The organism is Pseudomonas sp. MF08817 (assembly GCF_059862705.1).
Genome location: NZ_JCBCUY010000041.1, coordinates 1 through 21,624, shown reverse-complemented (window position 1 = coordinate 21,624; position 21,624 = coordinate 1). Strand labels below are relative to the sequence as shown.

Genomic DNA, 21,624 nt, shown 5'->3' with positions numbered 1-21,624 from the left:
CGCAAGGCATTGCTTTTCCTGCGCCACCGGTCAGTTGGCAGCCGGCGGGCAGGTGATATAAAGGCACCCCGAAAAAAAGCCCGAACCCATGCGATAGGCACAGACCCGCGACGTTGAAAGCCCGCCTCACCACTGCCGGGCCTTTGAGGCCGCGCAGCGCTAAGCAGCGGGGTTGCAACGGTGCGCGCCTGCCCTGGCGGGGTTTCGAGCGTTTGAGGGTGCCGTTTTTTTCATCGCTCACGAGTAGGAAATACCCGTAGGCAGCGACGAATTGTCGCAGAGCTTATTCTTTGTTGATTGAACGTTCAATCAAAACAAAATAGACTGGCCTTCACTCCGGTTGCCGCTTGTCGCCCACCGGAAGGCCTAAGGAGATGTGCAAGATGCCCAAGGTCGGTATGCAACCCATTCGCCGCCAGCAGTTGATCGAAGCCACGCTGACGGCGGTCGATCAAGTCGGCATGGGGGACGCCAGCATTGCGCTGATCGCCCGTTTGGCCGGTGTCTCCAATGGCATCATCAGCCACTACTTTCAGGACAAGAATGGCCTGATCGCCGCCACCATGCGGTACCTGATGAATGTCCTGATCGAGAACGTCGCCGAGCGCCGACAGGCGCTGACAGATGACAGCCCGCGGGCCCATCTGCAGGTGATTATCGAAGGCAACTTCGACGCCAGCCAGGTCAATGGCCCGGCCATGAAAACCTGGCTCGCCTTCTGGGCCAGCAGCATGCACCAACCGTCATTGCACCGGTTGCAGCGGATCAACGATCACCGCTTGTATTCCAACCTGTGCTGCCAGTTCCGCCGCGTCCTGCCGTTGCCCGAGGCACGCAGCGCCGCCCGGGGCCTGGCTGCCTTGATCGACGGTTTGTGGTTGCGCGGCGCGCTGTCGGGAGACGCTTTCGACACCGTGCAGGCGCAGCGGATCGCTTACGAATACATGGATTTCCAATTGGCCAAGCAGGTGAGTTAGAGCCCACACAAAACGCTCAACCCCTGAACTGCCGCGCCGCGTTGTTGCCAAAACCTTGTGGCCCCACGCGGTGCGGTCAACGCCAACCACTTTATGCACTTGCGAGGACTTAAAAATGGCCCGTTTCGGACTGCAAAAACTCTACATCGACGGCGGCTACACCGACGCTGGCAGCGATGCCACCTTCGACGCCATCAACCCGGCCAACGGTGAAGTCCTTGCCCAAGTGCAACGCGCAACCTTCGACGACGTCGAACGCGCCGTGGTTTCGGCCGAGAAAGGCCAGAAAATCTGGGCCGCCATGACCGCCATGGAGCGCTCGCGCATCCTGCGCCGCGCCGTGGACATCCTGCGCGAGCGCAACGATGAACTGGCTGCCCTGGAAACCCTGGACACCGGCAAATCCTTCTCCGAAACCAAATACGTCGACATCGTCACCGGCGCCGACGTGCTGGAATACTACGCCGGCCTGGTGCCCGCCATCGAAGGCGAGCAGATCCCGCTGCGCACCACCTCGTTCGTCTACACCCGCCGCGAACCCCTGGGCGTGGTGGCCGGTATCGGCGCGTGGAACTACCCGATCCAGATCGCCTTGTGGAAATCCGCACCGGCCCTGGCCGCGGGCAACGCGATGATCTTCAAGCCCAGCGAAGTGACCTCCCTGACCACCCTGAAGCTGGCCGAGATCTACACCGAAGCCGGCCTGCCCGACGGCGTGTTCAACGTACTGACCGGCAGCGGCCGGGAAGTCGGCACCTGGCTGACCGAGCACCCGCGCATCGAAAAAATCTCCTTCACCGGCGGCACCGACACCGGCAAGAAGGTCATGGCCAGCGCTTCGAGCTCCTCGCTCAAGGACGTAACCATGGAACTGGGCGGCAAGTCGCCGCTGATTATCTTCGACGACGCCGACCTGGATCGCGCCGCCGACACCGCGATGATGGCCAACTTCTACAGCTCGGGCCAGGTGTGCACCAACGGCACCCGCGTGTTCGTGCCGACCCACCTCAAAGCCGCGTTCGAGGCCAAGATCGTCGAGCGCGTGGCGCGCATCCGCATCGGCAACCCGGAAGACGAAAACACCAACTTCGGCCCGCTGGTCAGCTTCGCCCACATGGAAAGCGTGCTTGGCTACATTGCCAAGGGTAAGGCCGAAGGCGCCCGCGTGCTGTGCGGCGGCGAACGCCTGAGCACAGGCGAACTGGCCAAGGGTGCGTTCGTCGCCCCGACCGTGTTCACCGACTGCACCGATGAGATGACTATCGTGCGCGAGGAAATCTTTGGCCCGGTGATGAGCATCCTCACCTACGACACCGAAGAAGAAGTGATCCGCCGCGCCAACGACACCGACTTCGGCCTGGCCGCGGGCCTGGTGACCAAGGACCTGAACCGCGCCCACCGCGTGATTCACCAGTTGGAAGCAGGCATCTGCTGGATCAACGCCTGGGGCGAATCCGACGCCAAGATGCCGGTCGGCGGCTACAAGCAGTCGGGCGTGGGCCGTGAAAACGGGATCAGCTCGCTGAACAACTTCACCCGCATCAAATCGGTACAGGTCGAGCTGGGCGATTACGCGTCGGTGTTTTAAACAGCCTTGAGCGGCAAGCTTCAAGCTGCCAGTAACCGCAGCTTGGCTTGCCGTAATCCCTGACGCACAGCGCGCTGCTCTTTCTTGCAGCTTGAAGCTTGGAGCTTGCCGCTTAAAGCTCCCCCGGAGTTCCCATGTCCCAAGAATTCGACTACATCATCATCGGTGCCGGCTCGGCCGGTAACACCCTGGCCACGCGCCTGACGGAAGACGAAGGCGTCACCGTCCTGCTGCTGGAGGCCGGTGGCCCCGACTATCGCTTCGACTTCCGCACCCAGATGCCGGCGGCCCTGGCGTTCCCGCTGCAAGGCCGGCGCTACAACTGGGCCTACGAGACCGACCCCGAGCCGCACATGAACGGGCGCCGCATGGAATGTGGCCGTGGCAAGGGCCTGGGCGGCTCGTCGCTCATCAACGGTATGTGCTACATCCGCGGCAACGCCCTGGACTACGACGGCTGGGCGAAAAACCCGGGCCTGGAAGACTGGAGCTACCTGGATTGCCTGCCGTATTTCCGCAAAGCGGAAACCCGCGACATCGGCCCCAACGACTACCACGGCGGCGAAGGCCCGGTCAGCGTGACCACGCCTAAACCGGGTAACAACCCGCTGTTCCACGCCATGGTCGAGGCCGGCGTGCAGGCCGGTTACCCGCGCACCGAAGACCTCAACGGCTACCAGCAGGAAGGCTTCGGCCCGATGGACCGCACCGTCACGCCCAACGGCCGGCGCGCCAGCACCGCCCGCGGCTACCTGGACACCGCCAAGAAACGCGACACCCTGACCATCGTCACCCACGCCCTGACCGACAAGATCCTGTTTGACGGCAAGCGCGCCACCGGCGTGCGCTACCTGGTGGGTTCGGCCGAGGAGCGCGTCGAAGCCCGCGCCCGCAAGGAAGTGCTGCTGTGCTCCGGCGCCATCGCCTCGCCGCAGATCCTCCAGCGCTCCGGTGTCGGCCCGGCGCAACTGCTGCAAAGCCTCGACATCCCGCTGGTCCACGACCTGCCAGGCGTCGGCGAAAACCTGCAGGACCACCTGGAGCTGTACCTGCAATACGCCTGCACCCAACCGGTGTCGCTGTACCCTTCGCTGCTCTGGTACAACCAACCGGCCATCGGCGCCGAATGGCTGTTCAACGGCACCGGCATCGGCGCCAGCAACCAGTTCGAGGCCGGCGGGTTCATCCGCACCCGCCCGGACTTCGAGTGGCCGAACATCCAGTACCACTTCCTGCCGGTGGCGATTAACTACAACGGCAGCAACGGCGTGAAGGAACACGGCTTCCAGGCGCACATGGGCTCCATGCGTTCGCCCAGCCGCGGGCGCATCCAGCTCACGTCCAAGAACCCACGCGACTACCCGAGCATCCTATTCAACTACATGGCCAGCGAGCAGGACTGGCAAGAGTTTCGCGATGGCATCCGCCTGACCCGCGAAATCATGCAACAGCCCGCGCTGGACGCCTTCCGTGGCCGCGAAATCAGCCCCGGCATCGACGTGCAGACCGACGAGCAACTGGACACCTTCATCCGCGAACACGCCGAAACCGCGTTCCACCCTTCCTGCTCGTGCAAGATGGGCACCGACGAGATGGCCGTGGTCGATGGCGAAGGCCGTGTGCACGGTTTGCAGGCCCTGCGCGTGGTGGATGCCTCGATCATGCCGCTGATTACCACTGGTAACCTGAACGCGCCGACGATCATGATCGCCGAGAAAATCGCCGACAAAATCCGCGGCCGCCAGCCCCTGCCACGCAGCACCGCCGCCTATTACGTGGCAGGCGACGCGCCGGTGCGCGGCAAGCCGTTGCGGGAAGTGAGCCGTACCGCGCAGTAATTGCGTTGCGGCTATCGCGAGCGGGCTCGCCCCACAGGAATCTCCATTTCCTAGTGGGAGCGAGCCCGCTCGCGATAAGGCCCACTCAAGCACTCGCCTAATTCCCACACCCCACCACCCTTGATCCCACAACCTCCCCCGGCCTACTCTAGGCCGCACACACGCTTCACCCCCGCCCCATCCAATACCCCCGCCACGAGGCTTTCTCATGTTTGATGTCGTCTCTTCGAGCAAATGGCCCACCGGCTATCTCATCAACCCCAATGTCGAGCCCCTGGACCCGAAGTGGTTGAAAGAATTCAGCAAGATCCCCGCCGCGGCCGTCAGTGACTGCCTTGGCCGCAATGTCGGTGGCCTGGGCCTCAAAGCCTTCCACGGCAATGCGCCGATGCTCGGCAGCGCCCTGACCGTGCGCGTGCGCCCCGGCGACAACCTGATGATCCTCAAGGCCATGCAGATGGCCCGCCCCGGTGACGTGCTGGTGATCGACGGCAGCGCCGACCTGACCCGCGCCGTGTTCGGCGGCATCATGCGTGCCATGGCCCTCAAGGCAGGGATCGTCGGCGTGGTCATCAACGGCGCCCTGCGCGACCTCGACGAATGGCAGACCGGCGAACTACCGGCCTACGCCATCGGCGGCGTACACCGTGGCCCGAGCACCGATGGCGGCGGCGAAATCAACGTACCGATCTCTTGCGCCGGCATGCTGGTAGCACCGGGCGACTTGATGATCGGTGACGGCGATGGCGTAGTCGCCGCCGCCCGCGCCGAGTTGCCGGAGCTGCTGGTGCGCTGCCACGACCTGCTGGCCCGCGAACAGGCTACGCTTGCCGCTATCGAGGCTGGCACCCTGGACCCGGACCGCTTCGACGCCATCCTGCGCGCCAAGGGTTGCCCGGTCTGATGCTAAAAAGCATCGCGGGCCAGCGCAGCGCAGCGCCGCTGGCCCGCGATAAGGCCCCCAAGGCCGCCAAAGCCCCAAGGAGGCCCCATGTTCACCGCCCACCCTACTCTCAAAAAGCACTTCGCCGCCCTGCGCACCGGTGCCGAGTTCTTTTCCCTGCGCCATGTGTGCGAGGCCGGCCAGTACCTGGCGGTGCGCAAGAACGTCGCCGCACCGCCGAGCCTGAGCCGCGATGAAGGCGCCATGCTCACCGCCCGGGTCAACGGCGTCGAAGCCTATGCCGCCACCAACGACCTATCCCTGGCCGGGCTGCAAGCCGCCCTTGACCGTGCCGAGCACCAGGCCCGCGCCATCGCCGCCCATGCCTTGCTCGATTTGCGCCAGCAGGCGGTATCCAGTGAGCGCGCCGACTACCTGTCGCCCAACCTCGACCAGGCCTTTCCATCCCTCAAGGACTGCTACCAGGTGCTGGCCGACGAATCCGCCGCCGTGCCCCGCGACGAGCGCCTGGTGAGTTGGGAGGCGAGCCTGGGTATCCGCCACGTCGAGCAGATCTACCTCAACAGCGCCGGCGCCGAGTTGCGCCAGGCACAGCGTTTTATCTTCCCGGGCCTGGAAGTCACCGCCTATGACGGCAGCGACAGCCAGACCCGCACCCTGGGCCGCGAGAACTTCGGCCAGCAGGGCGGCGCCGAAGTGCTCGGCCGCGCCGGCCTGATCGGCGCCGCGCCGCGGATCGCCGACCAGGCCCTGCAACTGCTGCTCGCGCCCAACACCCCACACGGCCCGCGCGACCTGCTGCTGACCCCCGACCAGATGATCCTGCAAATCCACGAGTCCATCGGCCACCCGCTGGAGCTGGACCGCATCCTGGGCGACGAGCGCAACTACGCCGGCACCAGTTTCGTCAAAGCCGATGACTTCGGCACCCTGCAATATGGCTCCGCGTTGCTCAATGTGACCTTCGACCCGCTGATCCCCGAGCAACTGGCAAGCTACCGCCATGACGACGATGGCACCCCGGCGCGCAAGGAATTCCTGATCCGCGCAGGGCGCCTGCTGCGGCCCATGGGCGGGGCGCTGTCGCAGTTTCGCGCTGGCCTCGACGGGGTGGCCAACAGCCGCGCCTGTAGCTGGAACCGCGCACCCATCGACCGCATGGCCAACCTCAATATCGAGCCGGGCGAGCACTCCATGGCGCAACTGGTGGCGGGCATCGAGCGCGGCATTTTGATGTCGACCAACCGCTCCTGGTCCATCGACGATGCGCGCAATAAATTCCAGTTCGGTTGCGAATGGGGCCAATTGATCGAAAACGGCGAACTCAAGGGCGTGGTGAAAAACCCCAACTACCGGGGCGTTTCCGCGCAGTTCTGGCGCAACCTCAGCGCCGTGGGCGATGCCAGCACCCTCAAGGTGTTGGGCACGCCCAATTGCGGCAAAGGCGAGCCGAACCAGGTGATCCGCGTGGGCCATGCTTCGCCGGCCTGCGTGTTCAGCCAGGTGGATGTATTTGGAGGAGATGCCTGATGGCCGAACAATTCAACCACCTGGTGACCTGGCTGCGCGGCGCCCTGCGCGAACCCGAGCAGTTCACCTTGAGCTACAGCGCCGAAACCTCGGCCTTCGTGCGGTTCAACCACGCCAAGGTGCGCCAGGCCGGGCAGGTGCAGCAGGCCAGCGTAGGGCTGAAACTGATTGATGGCGGGCGCCACGCCGACCTGGAGATCACCCTGGCCGGTGACCCCGCCGTGGACCGCCAGCGCCTCGCCGAGGGCTTGCAGCAACTGCGCGAAACCTTGCCGCTGCTGGCGCCGGACCCGTACCTGCTGCTCAACCACGACGGCTGGCACAGCCAAGCTGTGCAGGCGCAGCCGCTGCCGGACGTCGGCCATGTGGTCGAGCAGATCAGCCGCGCCGCCGCTGGCCTGGATTTGGTCGGCATCTATGCCGCAGGCCCCATCAGCCGTGGCTTCGCCAGTTCGGCGGGGGCCTTTGGCTGGCACGAGGCCAATAGCTTCAACCTCGACTTCAGCCTGTTTCACGCCAATGGCGAAGCGGTAAAGGCCAGTTACGCCGGCCACGCCTGGAGCGACGAGGCCTTCGCCCAGCGCTTTGCCCTGGCGCGCCAGCAACTGGATTACCTGGGCCGGCCCTTGCACGCCGTGGCGCCGGGCCAATACCGCGCTTACCTGGCGCCGGCGGCCATGGAAGAAATCATCGGCCTGCTGGCCTGGGGCGGTTTTTCCGCCCAGGCCATCGCCAGCAAAAGCAGTCCGTTGCAGCGCCTGTATGGCGGTGAGCAGGCGTTCAGCCCGCTGCTGAGCCTGGAAGAGAAGGTCAGCGGTTCCCTCAGCCCGGCATTTTCCGGCGAAGGCTACCCGCGCAGCGACCTGACCCTGATCCGCGCAGGCCTGGCCGAAGCGCAACTGGTCAGCTCGCGCAGCGCCGCCGAGTACGGCTTGAGCGCCAACGGCGCGGGCGGCGGTGAAAGCCCCGGTGCCCTGAGCATGGCCCCCGGCACCCTGGCCCAGGCCGATATCCTGGAGCAATTGGGCACCGGCCTGTACATCAGCAACCTGTGGTATTTGAATTACTCGGACCAACCGGCCGCACGCATGACCGGCATGACCCGCTTCGCCACGTTCTGGGTGGAAAACGGCCAGATCCAGGCGCCGGTCAGCACCATGCGTTTTGACGACAGCGCCTACAGCCTGCTCGGCTCGCACCTGCTGGCGCTGACCCGCGAGCGCGAACTGCTGCTGTCGGCCAGCACCTACAGCCAGCGCCACACCGACTCGGCGCTGCTGCCGGGGGCACTGGTGAGCCGGTTGACGTTGACGCTGTAAACCACTATTTCCATGAAAGATCCGCACGGTGGGCGCGAGCCAGCTCGCGATAGCAGCCTGCTAGTCGATCGCTTAGGTGGCTGACACTCCACTATCGCGAGCAGGCTCGCTCCCACAGGAGATTGGCGGCGCATCACACTCCCGATAACAGCGAGGCCCCATGCCCAACCGCCCAGCCCTTGATGCCACCACCGCCCGCTGGATCCCGTGGGTGGTGGCCATTGCGTTTTTCATGCAGTCCCTGGACGGCACCATCCTCAACACCGCGCTGCCGGCCATGGCCCGGGACTTGGCCGAAGACCCGTTGCGCATGCAGGGCGTCATCATCGCCTACATGCTCACCGTGGCCCTGTTGATCCCGGCCTCGGGCTGGATCGCCGACCGCTTTGGCACCAAAAAGATTTTCTTCGGCGCCATCTTGCTGTTCAGCCTCGGCTCGTTGCTGTGCGCGCTGTCCAATAGCCTCGGCATGCTGATCGGCGCGCGGGTGGTGCAGGGCCTGGGCGGGGCGCTGATGCTGCCGGTCGGCAGGCTGGTGGTGCTGCGCGCCTACCCGCGCTCAGAGTTGGTGCGCATCATGGGCTTCATCACCATCCCCGGTTTGCTCGGGCCGTTGCTGGGGCCCACCACGGGCGGCTGGATGGTGCAGTACCTGTCCTGGCACTGGATTTTCCTTATCAACCTGCCCGTGGGGCTGATCGGTTGCTACGCGGTGTGGCGCTTTATCCCGGACCTGCGCGGCAGCGAACGCACCCGCTTCGACGGCTTCGGCTTTTTGCTGTTTGGTGCTGCCATGGTGCTTATCACCATCGCCATGGAAGGCCTGGGGGAACTGCACCTGCCCCACCTGCGGGTGATGCTGTTGCTGTTCGCCGGCCTGGCGTGCCTGGCGGCGTACTGGCTGCGGGCCGGGCACGTGGACACGCCGCTGTTCGCCCCGGCGCTGTTCAAAACCCGCACCTTCGCCGTGGGCATCCTGGGCAACCTGTTCGCACGCCTGGGCAGCGGCGCACTGCCGTTTTTGGTGCCGCTGTTGCTGCAAATAGCCCTGGGCTACTCGCCGTCCCAGGCGGGGATGAGCATGCTGCCCCTGGCCGCCGCCGCGATGCTGGCCAAGTCCGTGGCACGGCCGTTGATCGAGCGCCTGGGTTACCGCGTGGTGCTCACCGGCAACACCCTGGCCCTGGGCCTGATGCTGGCGAGCATGGGCCTGGTCAGCGAGCAGACGCCTTATTGGCTGTTGCTCCTGCAACTGGCGGTGCTGGGGGCGATCAACTCGCTGCAATTCACCGCGATGAACACCGTGACCCTGATCGACCTCGACGACGCCAGCGCCAGCAGCGGCAACAGCCTGTTGTCGGTAGTGGCGCAATTGGCCCTGAGCCTGGGCGTGGCTTGCGCCGGGGCGCTGCTGGGCGGCTTTACCGGGCAAAGCGGCAGCGGTGAAGTCAGCACCGTGCTCGGCGCGTTCCAGTTGACCTTCCTCACCGTCGGCGTGATGGCCATGCTCGCGGCGGCGATCTTCCTGCAACTCTCGCCCACGGACGGAAAACGCGCCCGGCCGGCTCAGGAGCACATAGAGCATTAGCGGCAGCGGCAAGGGGTGAGCTTTAAGCTGCGAGCTTGTCGCTCAGTGCTTGCGGCTGCCCCCTCTCCCCTCGTCAGGAATATGCGAGAAGTTCGCGGGGGGGCTGTTACACTGCGCGACATTTTGTTTTGCAGGCCCGTCCCGTGACCACCATCGCCACCGCTTTTAATACTTTGCCGCTGTCCGCCGCCATGCTGGCTAACCTCGACTCCCTCGGTTATGCCCAGATGACGCCGATCCAGGCGCAGAGCTTGCCGGTGATCCTCAAAGGGATGGACCTGATTGCCCAGGCCAAGACCGGCAGCGGCAAAACCGCTGCTTTTGGCATCGGCCTGCTAAACCCGATCAACCCGCGCTTTTTCGGCTGCCAGGCCCTGGTGATCTGCCCGACCCGCGAGTTGGCCGACCAGGTGGCCAAGGAAATTCGCCGTTTGGCCCGCGCCGAAGACAACATCAAGGTTCTGACCCTGTGTGGCGGCGTGTCGTTCGGCCCGCAGATCGCTTCGCTGGAGCACGGCGCGCACATCATCGTCGGCACGCCGGGGCGCATCCAGCAGCACCTGCGCAAGGGTTCGCTGGTGCTCCACGGCCTCAATACGCTGATCCTCGATGAAGCCGACCGCATGCTCGACATGGGTTTCTACGACTCCATCGAAGAAATCATCGCCCAGAGCCCGGAACGCCGGCAGACCCTGCTGTTCTCCGCCACTTACCCGGTGGGCATCAAGCAGTTGGCCTCCAAGTTCATGCGCAACCCGCAGCAGGTGAAGGCCGAAGCCTTCCACGACGACAGCCAGATCGAGCAGCGCTTCTACGAAATCTCCCCCGAGGAGCGCATGGACGCGGTGGTGCGGGTACTGGCGCATTTCCGCCCGGCGTCCACCGTGGCGTTCTGCTTCACCAAGCAGCAAGTGCAGGAAACCGTCGACCACCTGAGCGCCAAGGGCATCAGCGCCGTCGGGCTGCACGGCGACCTGGAGCAGCGTGACCGCGACCAGGTCCTGGCGATGTTCGCCAACCGCAGCACCTCGGTGCTGGTGGCCACCGACGTCGCGGCCCGCGGCCTGGACATCGATGCCCTGGACATGGTCATCAACGTTGAGCTGGCCCGCGACTCGGAAATCCACATCCACCGCGTTGGCCGTACCGGCCGCGCCGGCGAAAAAGGCATCGCCATCAGCCTGGTGGCACCGTCCGAAGCGCACCGCGCCCAGGCCATCGAGCAGTTGCAAAAAGCCCCCCTGAGCTGGGACCAACTGGACAACCTGCCGTCCCAGGGCGGCGCACCGCTGCTGCCGCAGATGAGCACCCTGTGCATTGGCGCCGGGCGCAAGGACAAAGTCCGCCCCGGCGACATCCTCGGCGCCCTGACCGGCGACGCGGGCATCCCCGGCGCCCAGGTCGGCAAAATCGCGATCTTCGACTTCCAGGCCTTCGTCGCCGTGGAACGCGGCATCGCCAAACAGGCCCTGCAACGCCTCAACGACGGCAAGATCAAGGGCCGCTCGTTGCGCGTGCGCATCTTGTAATAGCAAAACCCCTTCCCTGTGGGAGCACGCCCGCTCCCACAGTCAGGTTTGTAGTCAGACACCAAGAGGACACCGCTTTGCGCTCTACCCAAGTCGTCATCATCGGCGCTGGCGCCGCAGGCCTGATGTGCGCGCTGACCGCCGCCGGGCGCGGGCGCGAGGTGCTGTTGCTGGACCACGCCAACAAGGCCGGCAAGAAGATCCTCATGTCCGGCGGCGGGCGTTGCAATTTCACCAATATGTACACCGAGCCGGGCAATTTCCTGTCCCACAACGCGCACTTCTGCAAATCCGCCCTGGCGCGCTACACCCAATGGGATTTCATCGCCCTGGTGGCCAAGCACGGCGTGCCGTACCACGAGAAAAAACTCGGCCAACTGTTCTGCGACAACAAGGCCAGCGACATCCTCACCATGCTCCTGGACGAATGCGAACAGGCGGGCGTCAAGCTGCATCTGGACACGAGCATCGAGCAGATCGCAAAACTCGATGGCGGCTATCAACTCGCCACCACCCTGGGCGAGGTGCGCTGCCAATCCCTAGTGATCGCCACGGGCGGGCTGTCGATCCCCACCCTGGGCGCCACCGGTTTCGGCTACCAAGTGGCGCGCCAGTTCGGCCACGAACTGCTGCCGACCCGCGCCGGCCTGGTGCCGTTCACCATCACCGACCAGCTCAAAGACCTGTGCGCCGAGCTGTCGGGCACTTCAGTCGATTGCCTGGTCAGCTGCAACGAGCAGAGCTTTCGCGAAAATATCCTGTTCACCCACCGCGGCCTCAGCGGCCCGGCGATCTTGCAGATTTCCTCGTTCTGGCAACCGGGCGACAGCGTGGAAATCAACCTGCTGCCCGACCACGACGCGGCGCAGTGGCTCAACGAGCAACAGGCCGAACGCCCCAACAGCGAACTCAAGACCCTGCTGGGGGAGCTCTTCACCAAGAAAATGGCCAACCTGCTGGCCGACCACTGGTTCGTCTCCAAACCGATGAAGCAGTACACCCACGGCGAACTGGCGGCCATCGCCGAGAAACTGGCGAACTGGCGCCTGGTGCCGGCCGGCACCGAGGGCTACCGCACGGCGGAAGTGACCCTGGGCGGCGTGGACACCCGCGAAGTGTCGTCCAAGACCATGGAATCGCTGAAAAGCCCCGGCCTGTACTTTATCGGCGAAGTGCTGGACGTCACCGGCCACCTGGGCGGTTTCAACTTCCAGTGGGCGTGGGCCTCGGGGTATGCGGCGGCGCAGTACGCCTGACACCGGTGCAAGCGCAGCACCAACCCTGTGGGCGCGAGCCGGGCGGCGCTGCGCTCGCCCGCGATAACGGCATGACTGCTGGGTAGACAGGTGTTGGCTGTAATGGCCTCATCGCGGGCAGGGCCCGCTCCCACAGTTGAACGGTGGTGTGGGTGGGGTTTTCATTTTTTTCTATGGGCGCGAGCCTGCTCGCGATGGCCGAAGAGTAGGGGTAAGACAGTTGCTCCCACACACCCTCCCCTAGAAAACCACCCCAGGAACACATTTTGCTTGTTGGATGTGATTGCCAGTATTGCGCCAGCGTCCATACTGGCCCAATTTAGCCCACCGCCCGCCAAGGCCTTTTGCCCTTCATGTCATCGACCTCGTTCCGTCACTCCCTGCGGCGCCTCTGGGCCCTGGATAAGTTCAGCTACAGCGTGCGGGTGTTCATTGCCCTGACCGGCAGCATGGCGCTGTGCTGGTATCAGGATGAAATGGGCCTGCTGATCCCGCTGTTTTTGGGGATTATCGCCAGCGCCCTGGCCGAAACCGACGACAGTTGGCAGGGCCGCCTCAATGCCCTGGCCGTGACCCTGGTGTGCTTTAGCATCGCCGCATTCGCCGTCGAGTGGTTGTTCCCCTACCCGTGGGTTTTCGTGATCGCCCTGGCCCTGGCCAGTTTCGCCCTGACCATGCTCGGCGCCCTGGGCGAGCGCTATGGGGCGATTGCCTCGGCCACGCTGATTTTGTCGGTGTACACCATGATCGGCGTCGATCAGCGCGGCGGCGCGGTCACCGATTTCTGGCACGAGCCGGTGCTGCTGGTGGCGGGCGCGGCGTGGTACGGGTTGCTGTCGGTGCTGTGGCAGGCGCTGTTTTCCAACCAACCGGTGCAGCAGAGCCTGGCGCGCTTGTTTCGCGAACTGGGTTACTACCTCAAGCTCAAGTCGTCGCTGTTCGAGCCGATCCGGCAGATGGACGTGGAGGCGCGGCGCCTGGAGCTGGCGCAGCAAAACGGCAAAGTGGTGGCGGCGCTCAATGCCGCCAAGGAAATCATCCTGCACCGTGTAGGCAATGGCCGGCCGGGGTCGAAGGTCAGCCGCTACCTCAAGCTGTACTTCCTGGCCCAGGACATCCACGAACGCGCCAGCTCTTCCCATTACCCGTACAACGCCCTGGCCGAGGCGTTCTTCCACAGTGACGTGCTGTTCCGCTGCCAGCGCCTGTTGCGCCAGCAGGGCAAGGCCTGCCAGGCCCTGGCCGAGTCGATCCAGTTGCGCCAGCCGTTCGTCTACGACGCCAGTTTCGCCCAGGCCCTGGGCGACCTGGATGCGTCCCTGGAACACCTGCGCATACAGAGCAACCCGGCCTGGCGCGGCCTGCTGCGCTCGCTGCGCGCCCTGGCGGCCAACCTGGCCACCCTCGACCGTTTGCTCAGCGACGCCAGCAACCCCGACAGCCTGGCGGACGCCACCGACAGCAGCCTGCTGGACCGCTCGCCGCGCAACCTCAAGGACGTGTGGACGCGCCTGCGCACTCAGTTGACGCCCACCTCGCTGCTGTTCCGCCATGCCCTGCGCCTGCCGCTGGCGCTAAGCATCGGCTACGGCATGGTGCATTTGATCCACCCGTCCCAGGGCTACTGGATCATCCTCACCACGCTCTTCGTCTGCCAGCCGAACTACGGCGCCACGCGGCGAAAACTCGGGCAGCGGATCATCGGCACCGCCATCGGCCTGACCGTGGCCTGGGCGCTGTTCGACCTGTTCCCCAACCCGCTGGTGCAGTCGTGCTTCGCCATCGCCGCCGGGGTGGTGTTCTTTATCTACCGCACCTCGCGCTACACCCTGGCCACGGCCGCGATCACCCTGATGGTGCTGTTCTGCTTCAACCAGGTGGGCGACGGTTATGGGCTGTTCCTGCCGCGCCTGTTCGACACCCTGTTGGGCAGCCTGATCGCCGGGCTGGCGGTGTTCCTGTTCCTGCCGGACTGGCAGGGCCGGCGCCTGAACAAGGTGCTGGCCAACACCCTGACCTGCAACAGCATCTACCTGCGCCAGATCATGCAGCAGTACGCCAACGGCAAAAGCGACGACCTGGCCTACCGCCTCGCCCGGCGCAATGCCCACAACGCCGACGCGGCACTGTCCACCACCCTGGCCAACATGCTGATGGAGCCGGGGCATTTTCGTAAGGAAGCGGACGTCGGTTTTCGCTTTTTGGTGCTGTCCCACACCCTGCTCAGCTACCTCTCGGGCCTGGGCGCGCACCGCGACACCCAACTGCCCGGCGAGGTGCGCGAACACCTGATCGAAGGCGCGGGCGTGCGCCTGGCGGCCAGCATCGACGAAATCGCCCAGGGCCTGGCCAGCAAACAACCGATCGCCATCCAGAGCGACGCCGAAGAAGCCCTGGCCAATGAGCTGGAGCAGATGAGCGACGACATCGACGAAAGCCAGCGCCTGGTGCAAAGCCAGTTGGCGCTGATCTGCCGGCAACTGGGGCCGCTGCGCACCTTGGCGGCGCATCTCATCAAGGATACGAGCGAGGTTTAGCGCCCACAGGCTCGCCTGCAAGGAGATGGTTCAGTGCGCCATCCCATGCTGGCGCAAGAGGCGCTGATAACTGCCATCGGCCTTCATGGCCGCGATCTCGCGGTCGAAACCGGCGACGATCTGCTGGTGCTCGGGGTTTTTCAGGCTGACCAGAATGTGCAGGCTGTTTTCGCTCAAGGACTTGGGCAAAAACTCCACCGCATTGCGCACCCGAGGGGATTCGCGGGACAGGTGATAGCGCGCCACGAACTCGTCTTCCAGGGTCAGCTTGACCCGGTCGGCGGCGAGCATGCGCACCGCCATGGAAAAGTTGTGTACCGGCACCTTCTGCAACCCCGGGTCTTCGTCGAATGCCTGGGAATAGGCGTAGCCGCGCACCACCGCCACCGGGTACTCGTGCAGTTGCTGCAGGTTCTTGTATTCGATGGGCGCGTCCTTGCGCTTGAGAAAGCGCACGCGGTTGAGCAGGTACTCGCCGGAGAACTGCCCCAGATGGGTGCGTGCCTCGTTGAACCAAGCGTTGACCAGCACGTCATAGCGACCTTCGCCGATGCCCAGCAACGCCCGGGCCCAGGGCACTTGCTCGAACTCGCTGGCATACCCCGCCCGCGCCAGGGCGGTGCTGACAATGTCGGTGGCCAAGCCGCCGTTGAGCAGCGTGGCGTCGGTAAAGGGGGGCCAGGCATCCGCCACCAGGCGCAGTTTTTCCCCGTGCGCGTGCTGCCCTAGCAAGAGCAATCCGATCAAAGCAAAGGCTCGATGCAATCGCGACATGCTAAAACGTCCTTAGCGGGCGGGTGCCCTGCGTGTTTTTAGCTCAAACCGAAGACCGATGCGTCGGTGGCCGGGCCCATCTGCGGCCTTAACCTTAGCTCATCACAGCTATTTGCAAGCTGCACAGCAGATTACACAAAGAAGTCAGCCCCGCGCAAAATGAATGATGGCAATTTGATTGCTCTCACAAAAACAGACGCCCCGCAGCGGCAGACAAGGCGCGACGGGGCGCTTAGTATCCAGGGAAGTTTTCCTACAGGACGAAGCGATGACCATTGAATGGGTGTGCAAACACCACAGCGACTTGGGCAAGGAACAGCTCTATGCCCTCCTCAAACTGCGCGACGAGGTATTTGTCGTGGAACAGAAGTGTGCCTACCAAGACCTCGATGGCCTGGACCTGGACGGCGACACCTGCCACCTGATGGGCTGGGAGGGTGATGAGTTGGTGGCGTACCTGCGCCTGCTCGACCCCACGTCCCAGGGCGGCGACGTGGTGATTGGCCGGGTGGTGACCGCCGAATCGACCCGCGGCAAGGGCCTTGGCCATGAGCTGATGAAACAGGGCCTCAAACAGGCCGAAAAATACTGGCCCGAAGTGCCGATCTACCTCTCGGCCCAGGCCCATTTGCAGGGTTACTACGCCAACTACGGCTTTGAAGTAGCAGGCGAGCCGTATGTCGAAGACGGCATTCCCCATATCGGCATGCGCAGGGTGTCGTCGTTGTAGCAAGCGGTAGGGCTCAGGGGTAGCCCAACACAGCCTTGATCCGCCCCAGGTGCAGGGTGATCCAGCCTTTGTCGATGGCGCCCCAGTCGCGGATGCGGTAGCGCCCGGCGTGGTTGCGGGCACCGTCCTGTTGCTCGAACTCGCAGACGATGTCCAGGTCTGCCAGGGCGGCGATGGTGTCCTGGGCGGTGCGCCGGGGCATGCCGGTGGCTTCGGTGAGGGCTGGCACGCTACTGGCCAGTTGGCTGTCGATCAGGTACGCCACGTAGAGGCGTCGGTAAAAGCTGCTTTTGGTCTTGCTCACGTCCATCGGCTTATTCCTGAATGGTTTTTGGCGGCAGATCCCGGTACGTCAAGTACACCCGCAGGTCGAACTCCAGTTGGTGGTAGCCGGGGAGCATGTGCTCGCAGAGTTGGTAGAACGCCTTGTTATGGTCCGACTCTTTGAAGTGCGCCAGCTCATGCACCACGATCATGCTCAAAAACTGCGGCGCCGCGTCTTTGAACAACGAGGCGATGCGGATCTCTTTCTTGGCCTTGAGCTTGCCGCCTTGCACCCGGGAAATGGCCGTATGCAGGCCCAACGCGCGGTGGGTCAGGTCCAGGCGATTGTCGAACAGCACTTTGTCGATGGCCGGTGCGTTGCGCAGATGCTCCTGTTTGAGGGCCAGGGCGAAGTTGTACAACGCTTTGTCGCTCTGCACCGCATGCTTGTCGGGGTAGCGCTGGTGCAGGTAATCGCCAAGACGATCCTGCGCGATCATCTGGCGCACTTGTTCCTGCAACGCAAAAGGGTAGGCCTGGAGGTATTTAAGGGCAGTCATGGGGCGGCAACGGGGCGTAAAAGGTCGCCAGTGTACCCAATTCAGTCGCGTACTGCGCTCCAGTCAAAGGCCAGGGGAAATTGGCTGGCGTCCCCGGCGAGCAGCGGCCGCGCCACCAAGTAGCCCTGCACGTACTCGCAGCCGTGGGCGTGCAGCCACTCGTACTGCGCCAGGGTTTCCACCCCTTCGGCCACCACCAGCAGGCCGAACTGCTTGCACAACTCAATGACACCGCGGGCCATGGCTGCGTCGCGGGGCGATTCCAGTAGCCGCGCCACCAAGTGCCGATCGAGTTTGAGGGTGTCCAGGTCCAGGTCGCGCAGATGGGCCAGGGAGCAATCTCCCGAGCCGAAATCATCCAGCGCCACCCGCACCCCCAGGTTGCGCAACAGGCGCAGTTGCTTGCGCGTTTCGTCCAGGTTGCGCACCAGGGTGTCCTCGGTCACCTCCACCTCCAGTTGCCCGGGGCGCAGGCCGTGGCGCTCCAACACCTGGCGCAGCTCAGTGACCAGGTTGGGCATGCCGAACTGTGTGCTGCTCAGGCTCACGGCCAGCACCAGGTCATCGTTGAACACGGTGCTCCACGCGCGGCGCTGGGCAGTACTTTGCTGGTAGATCCAACTGCCCAGGCGGCTGATGAGGCGTGCCTCTTCCAGCAACGGCAAAAACAGCCCCGGCGGCACATCGCCAACGCTGGGGTGCTGCCAGCGCAACAAAGCCTCAAAACCACGCAAACGGCCATCGGTGATGGACACCTGGGGCTGGTAGACGAGGTTGAAATCCTTGCTTTCGATGGCCGTGCGCACGCTTTCTTCGAGCATCAAGCGCGAGCGGGCGCGGCCGTTCATTTCGTGATCGTAGAAGCGGTATTGCTGGCGCCCGGCGCGCTTGGCCTCGTACATGGCGATATCCGCCGCGCGCAAAAGGCCATCGAGGTTGGCGCCGCAATCGGGGTAGGTGGCGATGCCGATGCTCGCCCCCAGGGTCATGTCCAGGCCTTCGATTTGCTGGCAGATGGACAGGCGTTCGATGAGCTTTTCAGCGATTTTCGCCGCTTGCTCCGGGAACTCCAGATCCAGCAACGCGGTGAACTCATCGCCGCCCATGCGCGCCAAAATGTCGAATGAGCGCAGGCTGCCTTTCAACTGCTCCGACACCCAGCGCAGCACCCGGTCGCCGGCGTCGTGGCCCAGGCAATCGTTGACCCGCTTGAAACCGTCCAAGTCCAGGTAGAGCAGCACCGAGGTGGTGCTGGTGCGCTCGTTGCGCAGCAATTGGTTTTCTGCGGCCTGATAAAAACCGCGGCGGTTGAACAACCCGGTCAGCGGGTCGGTGACGGCTTGATACTCCAGTTGCTGGTGCAGGTGGCGCACCACCGACATGTCCAGCACCGTCACCACCATGGCCTTCTGCTCGGCCGGCAGCGGCGCACACGACAGCGCCACCGGCAGCAACTGCCCTGGCGCGGTACGCAGTAAGGCATCGTGCAGGCGCCAGGTTTCGCCTCGGCGGTAGGTTTCGTAGAGCAGGGAATCCGCCCAATTCGGCACGTGGGGGTTTTGCAGGAAGGCGATGAACTCCGTGCCCTGCAACTCGCCAACAGTGGCGTTGAGCAAACGGCAGATCGCCGGGTTGGCGAAGCGGATCACACCGTCCTCGTCCACTACCAGGATGCCCTCGGCGGCGTTGTCCAGCACCGAGGCGTTGAACGCCCGCGCCACCTCCAGGTCATGGCTCAGGCGCTGCAAGGCACGGCGGTTGCGCTGATGTTCCAGCAACGCCTGCACCTTGGGCTTGAGGATCTGCGGGTCGAAGGGTTTGAACAGGTAATCCACCGCGCCGCTGGCATAGCCCTTGATGACGGCATCCTGGGACTGCTCGTTGGCGGTGAGGAAAATGATCGGGGTCAACCGCGTGCGCTGGCTGCCGCGCATCAAACGGGCAACTTCAAAGCCGTCCATGCCGGGCATCTGCACATCCAGCAGCACCAAGTCGACTTCGTGCTCGAGCAGCAGTCCCAAGGCTTCAACCCCGGAGGCCGCAGTCATTACCTGCCAGTCCTGGCGCTGCAACAGCGCGCGCATACTGACCAAATTCTCGGGATAGTCATCGACTATCAAAAGGACCGAACTGCTGTCACCAGGCTTGGGCTGCGCGCATTCCATGCTGCTTCTCTTGTCGGAGCGTCCTGCCGGCGATCGAACGGAAAACCGGGCAAATACTGAGCCTTCACTCTAGACCCGGTTATGGGAAAGCAATAGGAAAGCCCCGGCCCTCAAGGGCCCAAACCCGTGGGCAGCCGACTAACGGTAGGAAATGGCCATCTTGTAGGACAGGAATTGTCGTTTCCAGATGTGCGATCTACGCCAATGGCCAGGTACAAAAAAGCCCGAGCGTCGCCACCCGGGCCTTTACCTGGCTTACTGCCTGGGCTGCGGCCTTTAGTTGAACGGCACCGGCAGCGGCGTCTGCGCCGAAGAGGGCGGCAAGATCGGCAGTTTGAAGTCCGGTTGATCGCCGGTCAGGGTCTTGAGGAAGGCCACGATCTAGCCCACTTCATCGGTGCTCAGCTTGCGCCCCAGTTGCAGGCGGGCCATCACGTCCACCGCTTCTTCGAGTTTCCAGTACGCGCCGTCGTGGAAGTAGGGGTAGGTCAGCTCGACGTTACGCAGCGTCGGCACTTTGAAACGCATGCGGTCGGCGTCCTTGCCGGTCAGGCCGGCTACGCCTTCGGCGGGGTTCTTGGTGGCGTAGGGTTCGACCACGCCCATCTTCTGGAACGAACCGCCGCCCACGGCTTCGCCGTTGTGGCAGGCCACGCAACCGATGGATTTGAACAGTTGATAACCGGTTTGCGCCGTGGCGCTGATGGCTTTGCTATCACCCTTCAACCAGCGGTCGAATGGTGCGTTGGGGGTGACCAGGGTTTTCTCGAACTCGCCAATGGCGTCGGTCACCTGCTCGATATCGACCGCGTTCTTACCGTAGACCTTCTTGAACGCTTCGCGGTATTGCGGGATAGACGCCACCACGTCCACCGCCAGGTTGTGGGTAAAGCCCATCTCCCCCGGGTTGGCAATCGGCCCGCCGGCCTGCTCGGCCAGGGTCTTGGCGCGCCCGTCCCAGAACTGCGCGATGCTCATCCCCGAGTTGAGCACCGTGGGCGAGTTGATCGGCCCCTGGTGCCAGTTATGCCCGATCGACGTCGGCAGGTTGTCGCTGCCGCCCATGCTCAGGTTGTGGCACGAGTTGCAGGAAATAAACCCGGACTTGGACAGGCGCGGGTCAAAGAACAATTGCTTGCCCAACTCCACCTTGCCCGCATCCGCCACCTTCACCGGTTGCACCGGCACAATGGGCTCGTTGCTCGCCACCATCCCCGAGGCACTCGCCACCAACCCCATGCCCAACATGAAAATCATCGGTCTAAACACGGTACTGCTCCCTTTGCTGTTTTTGGTCTGCTTCAACCATGGGTCAGCCAAGGGCCGGAGTGGGTGATTTGAGTCAATGGGGCGCGGGGTTGGCGTGCGACAAAAGCGCTGGGGGTGTGTGGAGGGGGGGGCAACGCTGGGTACTTGATAATGAAACAAGCGAGTCGATGCAAAAAAGGGATGGATATATTAAAAAAAACCTACCCATCCCCTTTGTCAAACATGACATGGCAAAACCACACTTAAGTCCACGGCAATTTATTAATCCTGACAAAGTCGATATTTTCAACTTCGACGAGTCCATCAGGGTAAGTAAAACTCCGCGTCCCTGCCAACCTCACCTCACTTAAACTGAGGCTCCATGAATAAGTTCTATCGCCTTCCACCGTCGTAAATTTCATACCCCAGCCATGCGTAATGGGATTTGCCGTTGGTTTGAACTGCAACCCCACTTGGCTGGTGCGTGTCATCACCCAACCATGAACTTCCCCTAAAATTGGATTCGATAGATCCAAGTACATTTCCTGGCCCATACGGCCGTACATGCCTTTGATATCTGCCATTTCAAGCACTCCTCTAATACACAGTACAACGAACAACCCAAGTCTCGCTCACAAGCTAACGTTGAGCAGGAAGTACATAATATGAAGAACACGAAATAATATGAACCCCTGAATTCATAGAATAAGTGCAACGTTTGAAACGATAGGCAGAGAGTCAGCCACCGGTAGAATCCAGGCTCTCACACCGAAGGATTCAAGCGCAGATGACTACGCATTACCGGCAGCTGACTCAG

Annotated in this window: 17 protein-coding genes; 11 read left to right on the top strand and 6 right to left on the bottom strand. The window is 63.5% G+C overall.

Annotation, left to right across the window (positions count from 1 at the left end; all coding sequences use genetic code 11):
• The first annotated feature begins 383 nt into the window (after window positions 1-383).
• The 10 genes from betI to yccS all read left to right on the top strand — a co-directional run bounded on the left by betI (window position 384) and on the right by yccS (window position 15,066).
• Complete coding sequence (gene betI / locus AC19YR_RS21355; protein ID WP_095109028.1) at window positions 384-977, top strand: transcriptional regulator BetI; 594 nt, start codon at window positions 384-386, stop codon at window positions 975-977.
• Window positions 978-1,092: 115 nt separating this feature from the next.
• Window positions 1,093-2,565, top strand: a complete 1,473-nt coding sequence (gene betB / locus AC19YR_RS21350; RefSeq protein WP_095109029.1) for a betaine-aldehyde dehydrogenase — start codon at window positions 1,093-1,095, stop codon at window positions 2,563-2,565.
• A 134-nt stretch (window positions 2,566-2,699) separates the two neighbouring features.
• Entirely contained in the window at window positions 2,700-4,403 is a 1,704-nt protein-coding gene (gene betA / locus AC19YR_RS21345) for a choline dehydrogenase (protein WP_095109030.1), read from the top strand.
• A gap of 208 nt (window positions 4,404-4,611) precedes the next feature.
• Window positions 4,612-5,307 (top strand): RraA family protein, encoded by a 696-nt coding sequence (locus AC19YR_RS21340; protein WP_095109031.1) that lies wholly within the window; start codon window positions 4,612-4,614, stop codon window positions 5,305-5,307.
• An 87-nt stretch (window positions 5,308-5,394) separates the two neighbouring features.
• Window positions 5,395-6,837 (top strand): TldD/PmbA family protein, encoded by a 1,443-nt coding sequence (locus AC19YR_RS21335; protein WP_095109032.1) that lies wholly within the window; start codon window positions 5,395-5,397, stop codon window positions 6,835-6,837.
• Window positions 6,837-8,156 carry a TldD/PmbA family protein gene (locus AC19YR_RS21330; RefSeq protein ID WP_500600040.1) on the top strand — a complete coding sequence of 440 codons (1,320 nt, stop codon included), beginning with the start codon at window positions 6,837-6,839 and terminating at the stop codon, window positions 8,154-8,156. Before AC19YR_RS21335 ends, AC19YR_RS21330 begins: the two co-directional genes overlap by 1 nt.
• 160 nt (window positions 8,157-8,316) lie before the next feature.
• Window positions 8,317-9,744: a multidrug transporter subunit MdtD gene (gene mdtD / locus AC19YR_RS21325; RefSeq protein ID WP_095109034.1), complete on the top strand. Its 1,428-nt coding sequence runs from the start codon at window positions 8,317-8,319 to the stop codon at window positions 9,742-9,744.
• A 143-nt stretch (window positions 9,745-9,887) separates the two neighbouring features.
• Entirely contained in the window at window positions 9,888-11,273 is a 1,386-nt protein-coding gene (gene dbpA / locus AC19YR_RS21320) for an ATP-dependent RNA helicase DbpA (protein ID WP_500600039.1), read from the top strand.
• A 77-nt stretch (window positions 11,274-11,350) separates the two neighbouring features.
• Complete coding sequence (locus AC19YR_RS21315; protein ID WP_500600037.1) at window positions 11,351-12,529, top strand: BaiN/RdsA family NAD(P)/FAD-dependent oxidoreductase; 1,179 nt, start codon at window positions 11,351-11,353, stop codon at window positions 12,527-12,529.
• 353 nt (window positions 12,530-12,882) lie between these two features.
• Window positions 12,883-15,066 carry a YccS family putative transporter gene (gene yccS / locus AC19YR_RS21310; RefSeq protein ID WP_095109037.1) on the top strand — a complete coding sequence of 728 codons (2,184 nt, stop codon included), beginning with the start codon at window positions 12,883-12,885 and terminating at the stop codon, window positions 15,064-15,066.
• Between the two features lie 30 nt (window positions 15,067-15,096).
• On the opposite strand, the gene AC19YR_RS21305 is transcribed toward yccS, so the two are convergent.
• On the bottom strand, window positions 15,097-15,840 hold the full coding sequence (locus tag AC19YR_RS21305; RefSeq protein WP_095109038.1) for a substrate-binding periplasmic protein: 744 nt from the start codon (window positions 15,838-15,840) through the stop codon (window positions 15,097-15,099).
• A gap of 268 nt (window positions 15,841-16,108) precedes the next feature.
• On the opposite strand from AC19YR_RS21305, the gene AC19YR_RS21300 reads away from it, so the two are divergent.
• Window positions 16,109-16,570: a GNAT family N-acetyltransferase gene (locus AC19YR_RS21300; RefSeq protein WP_095109039.1), complete on the top strand. Its 462-nt coding sequence runs from the start codon at window positions 16,109-16,111 to the stop codon at window positions 16,568-16,570.
• Window positions 16,571-16,583: 13 nt separating this feature from the next.
• Here the strand turns inward: AC19YR_RS21300 and AC19YR_RS21295 are convergent, their stop codons facing one another.
• The 5 genes from AC19YR_RS21295 to AC19YR_RS21275 form a co-directional block, all read right to left on the bottom strand.
• Entirely contained in the window at window positions 16,584-16,880 is a 297-nt protein-coding gene (locus AC19YR_RS21295; protein ID WP_095109040.1) for a winged helix-turn-helix domain-containing protein, read from the bottom strand.
• Window positions 16,881-16,884: 4 nt separating this feature from the next.
• Complete coding sequence (locus tag AC19YR_RS21290; protein ID WP_095109041.1) at window positions 16,885-17,394, bottom strand: M48 metallopeptidase family protein; 510 nt, start codon at window positions 17,392-17,394, stop codon at window positions 16,885-16,887.
• Window positions 17,395-17,435: 41 nt separating this feature from the next.
• Window positions 17,436-19,559, bottom strand: a complete 2,124-nt coding sequence (locus tag AC19YR_RS21285) for a putative bifunctional diguanylate cyclase/phosphodiesterase (RefSeq protein ID WP_095109042.1) — start codon at window positions 19,557-19,559, stop codon at window positions 17,436-17,438.
• Between the two features lie 381 nt (window positions 19,560-19,940).
• On the bottom strand, window positions 19,941-20,828 hold the full coding sequence (locus tag AC19YR_RS21280; RefSeq protein ID WP_500600035.1) for a cytochrome-c peroxidase: 888 nt from the start codon (window positions 20,826-20,828) through the stop codon (window positions 19,941-19,943).
• A gap of 242 nt (window positions 20,829-21,070) precedes the next feature.
• Entirely contained in the window at window positions 21,071-21,391 is a 321-nt protein-coding gene (locus tag AC19YR_RS21275; RefSeq protein WP_095109044.1) for a hypothetical protein, read from the bottom strand.
• Between the last annotated feature and the right edge of the window lie 233 nt (window positions 21,392-21,624).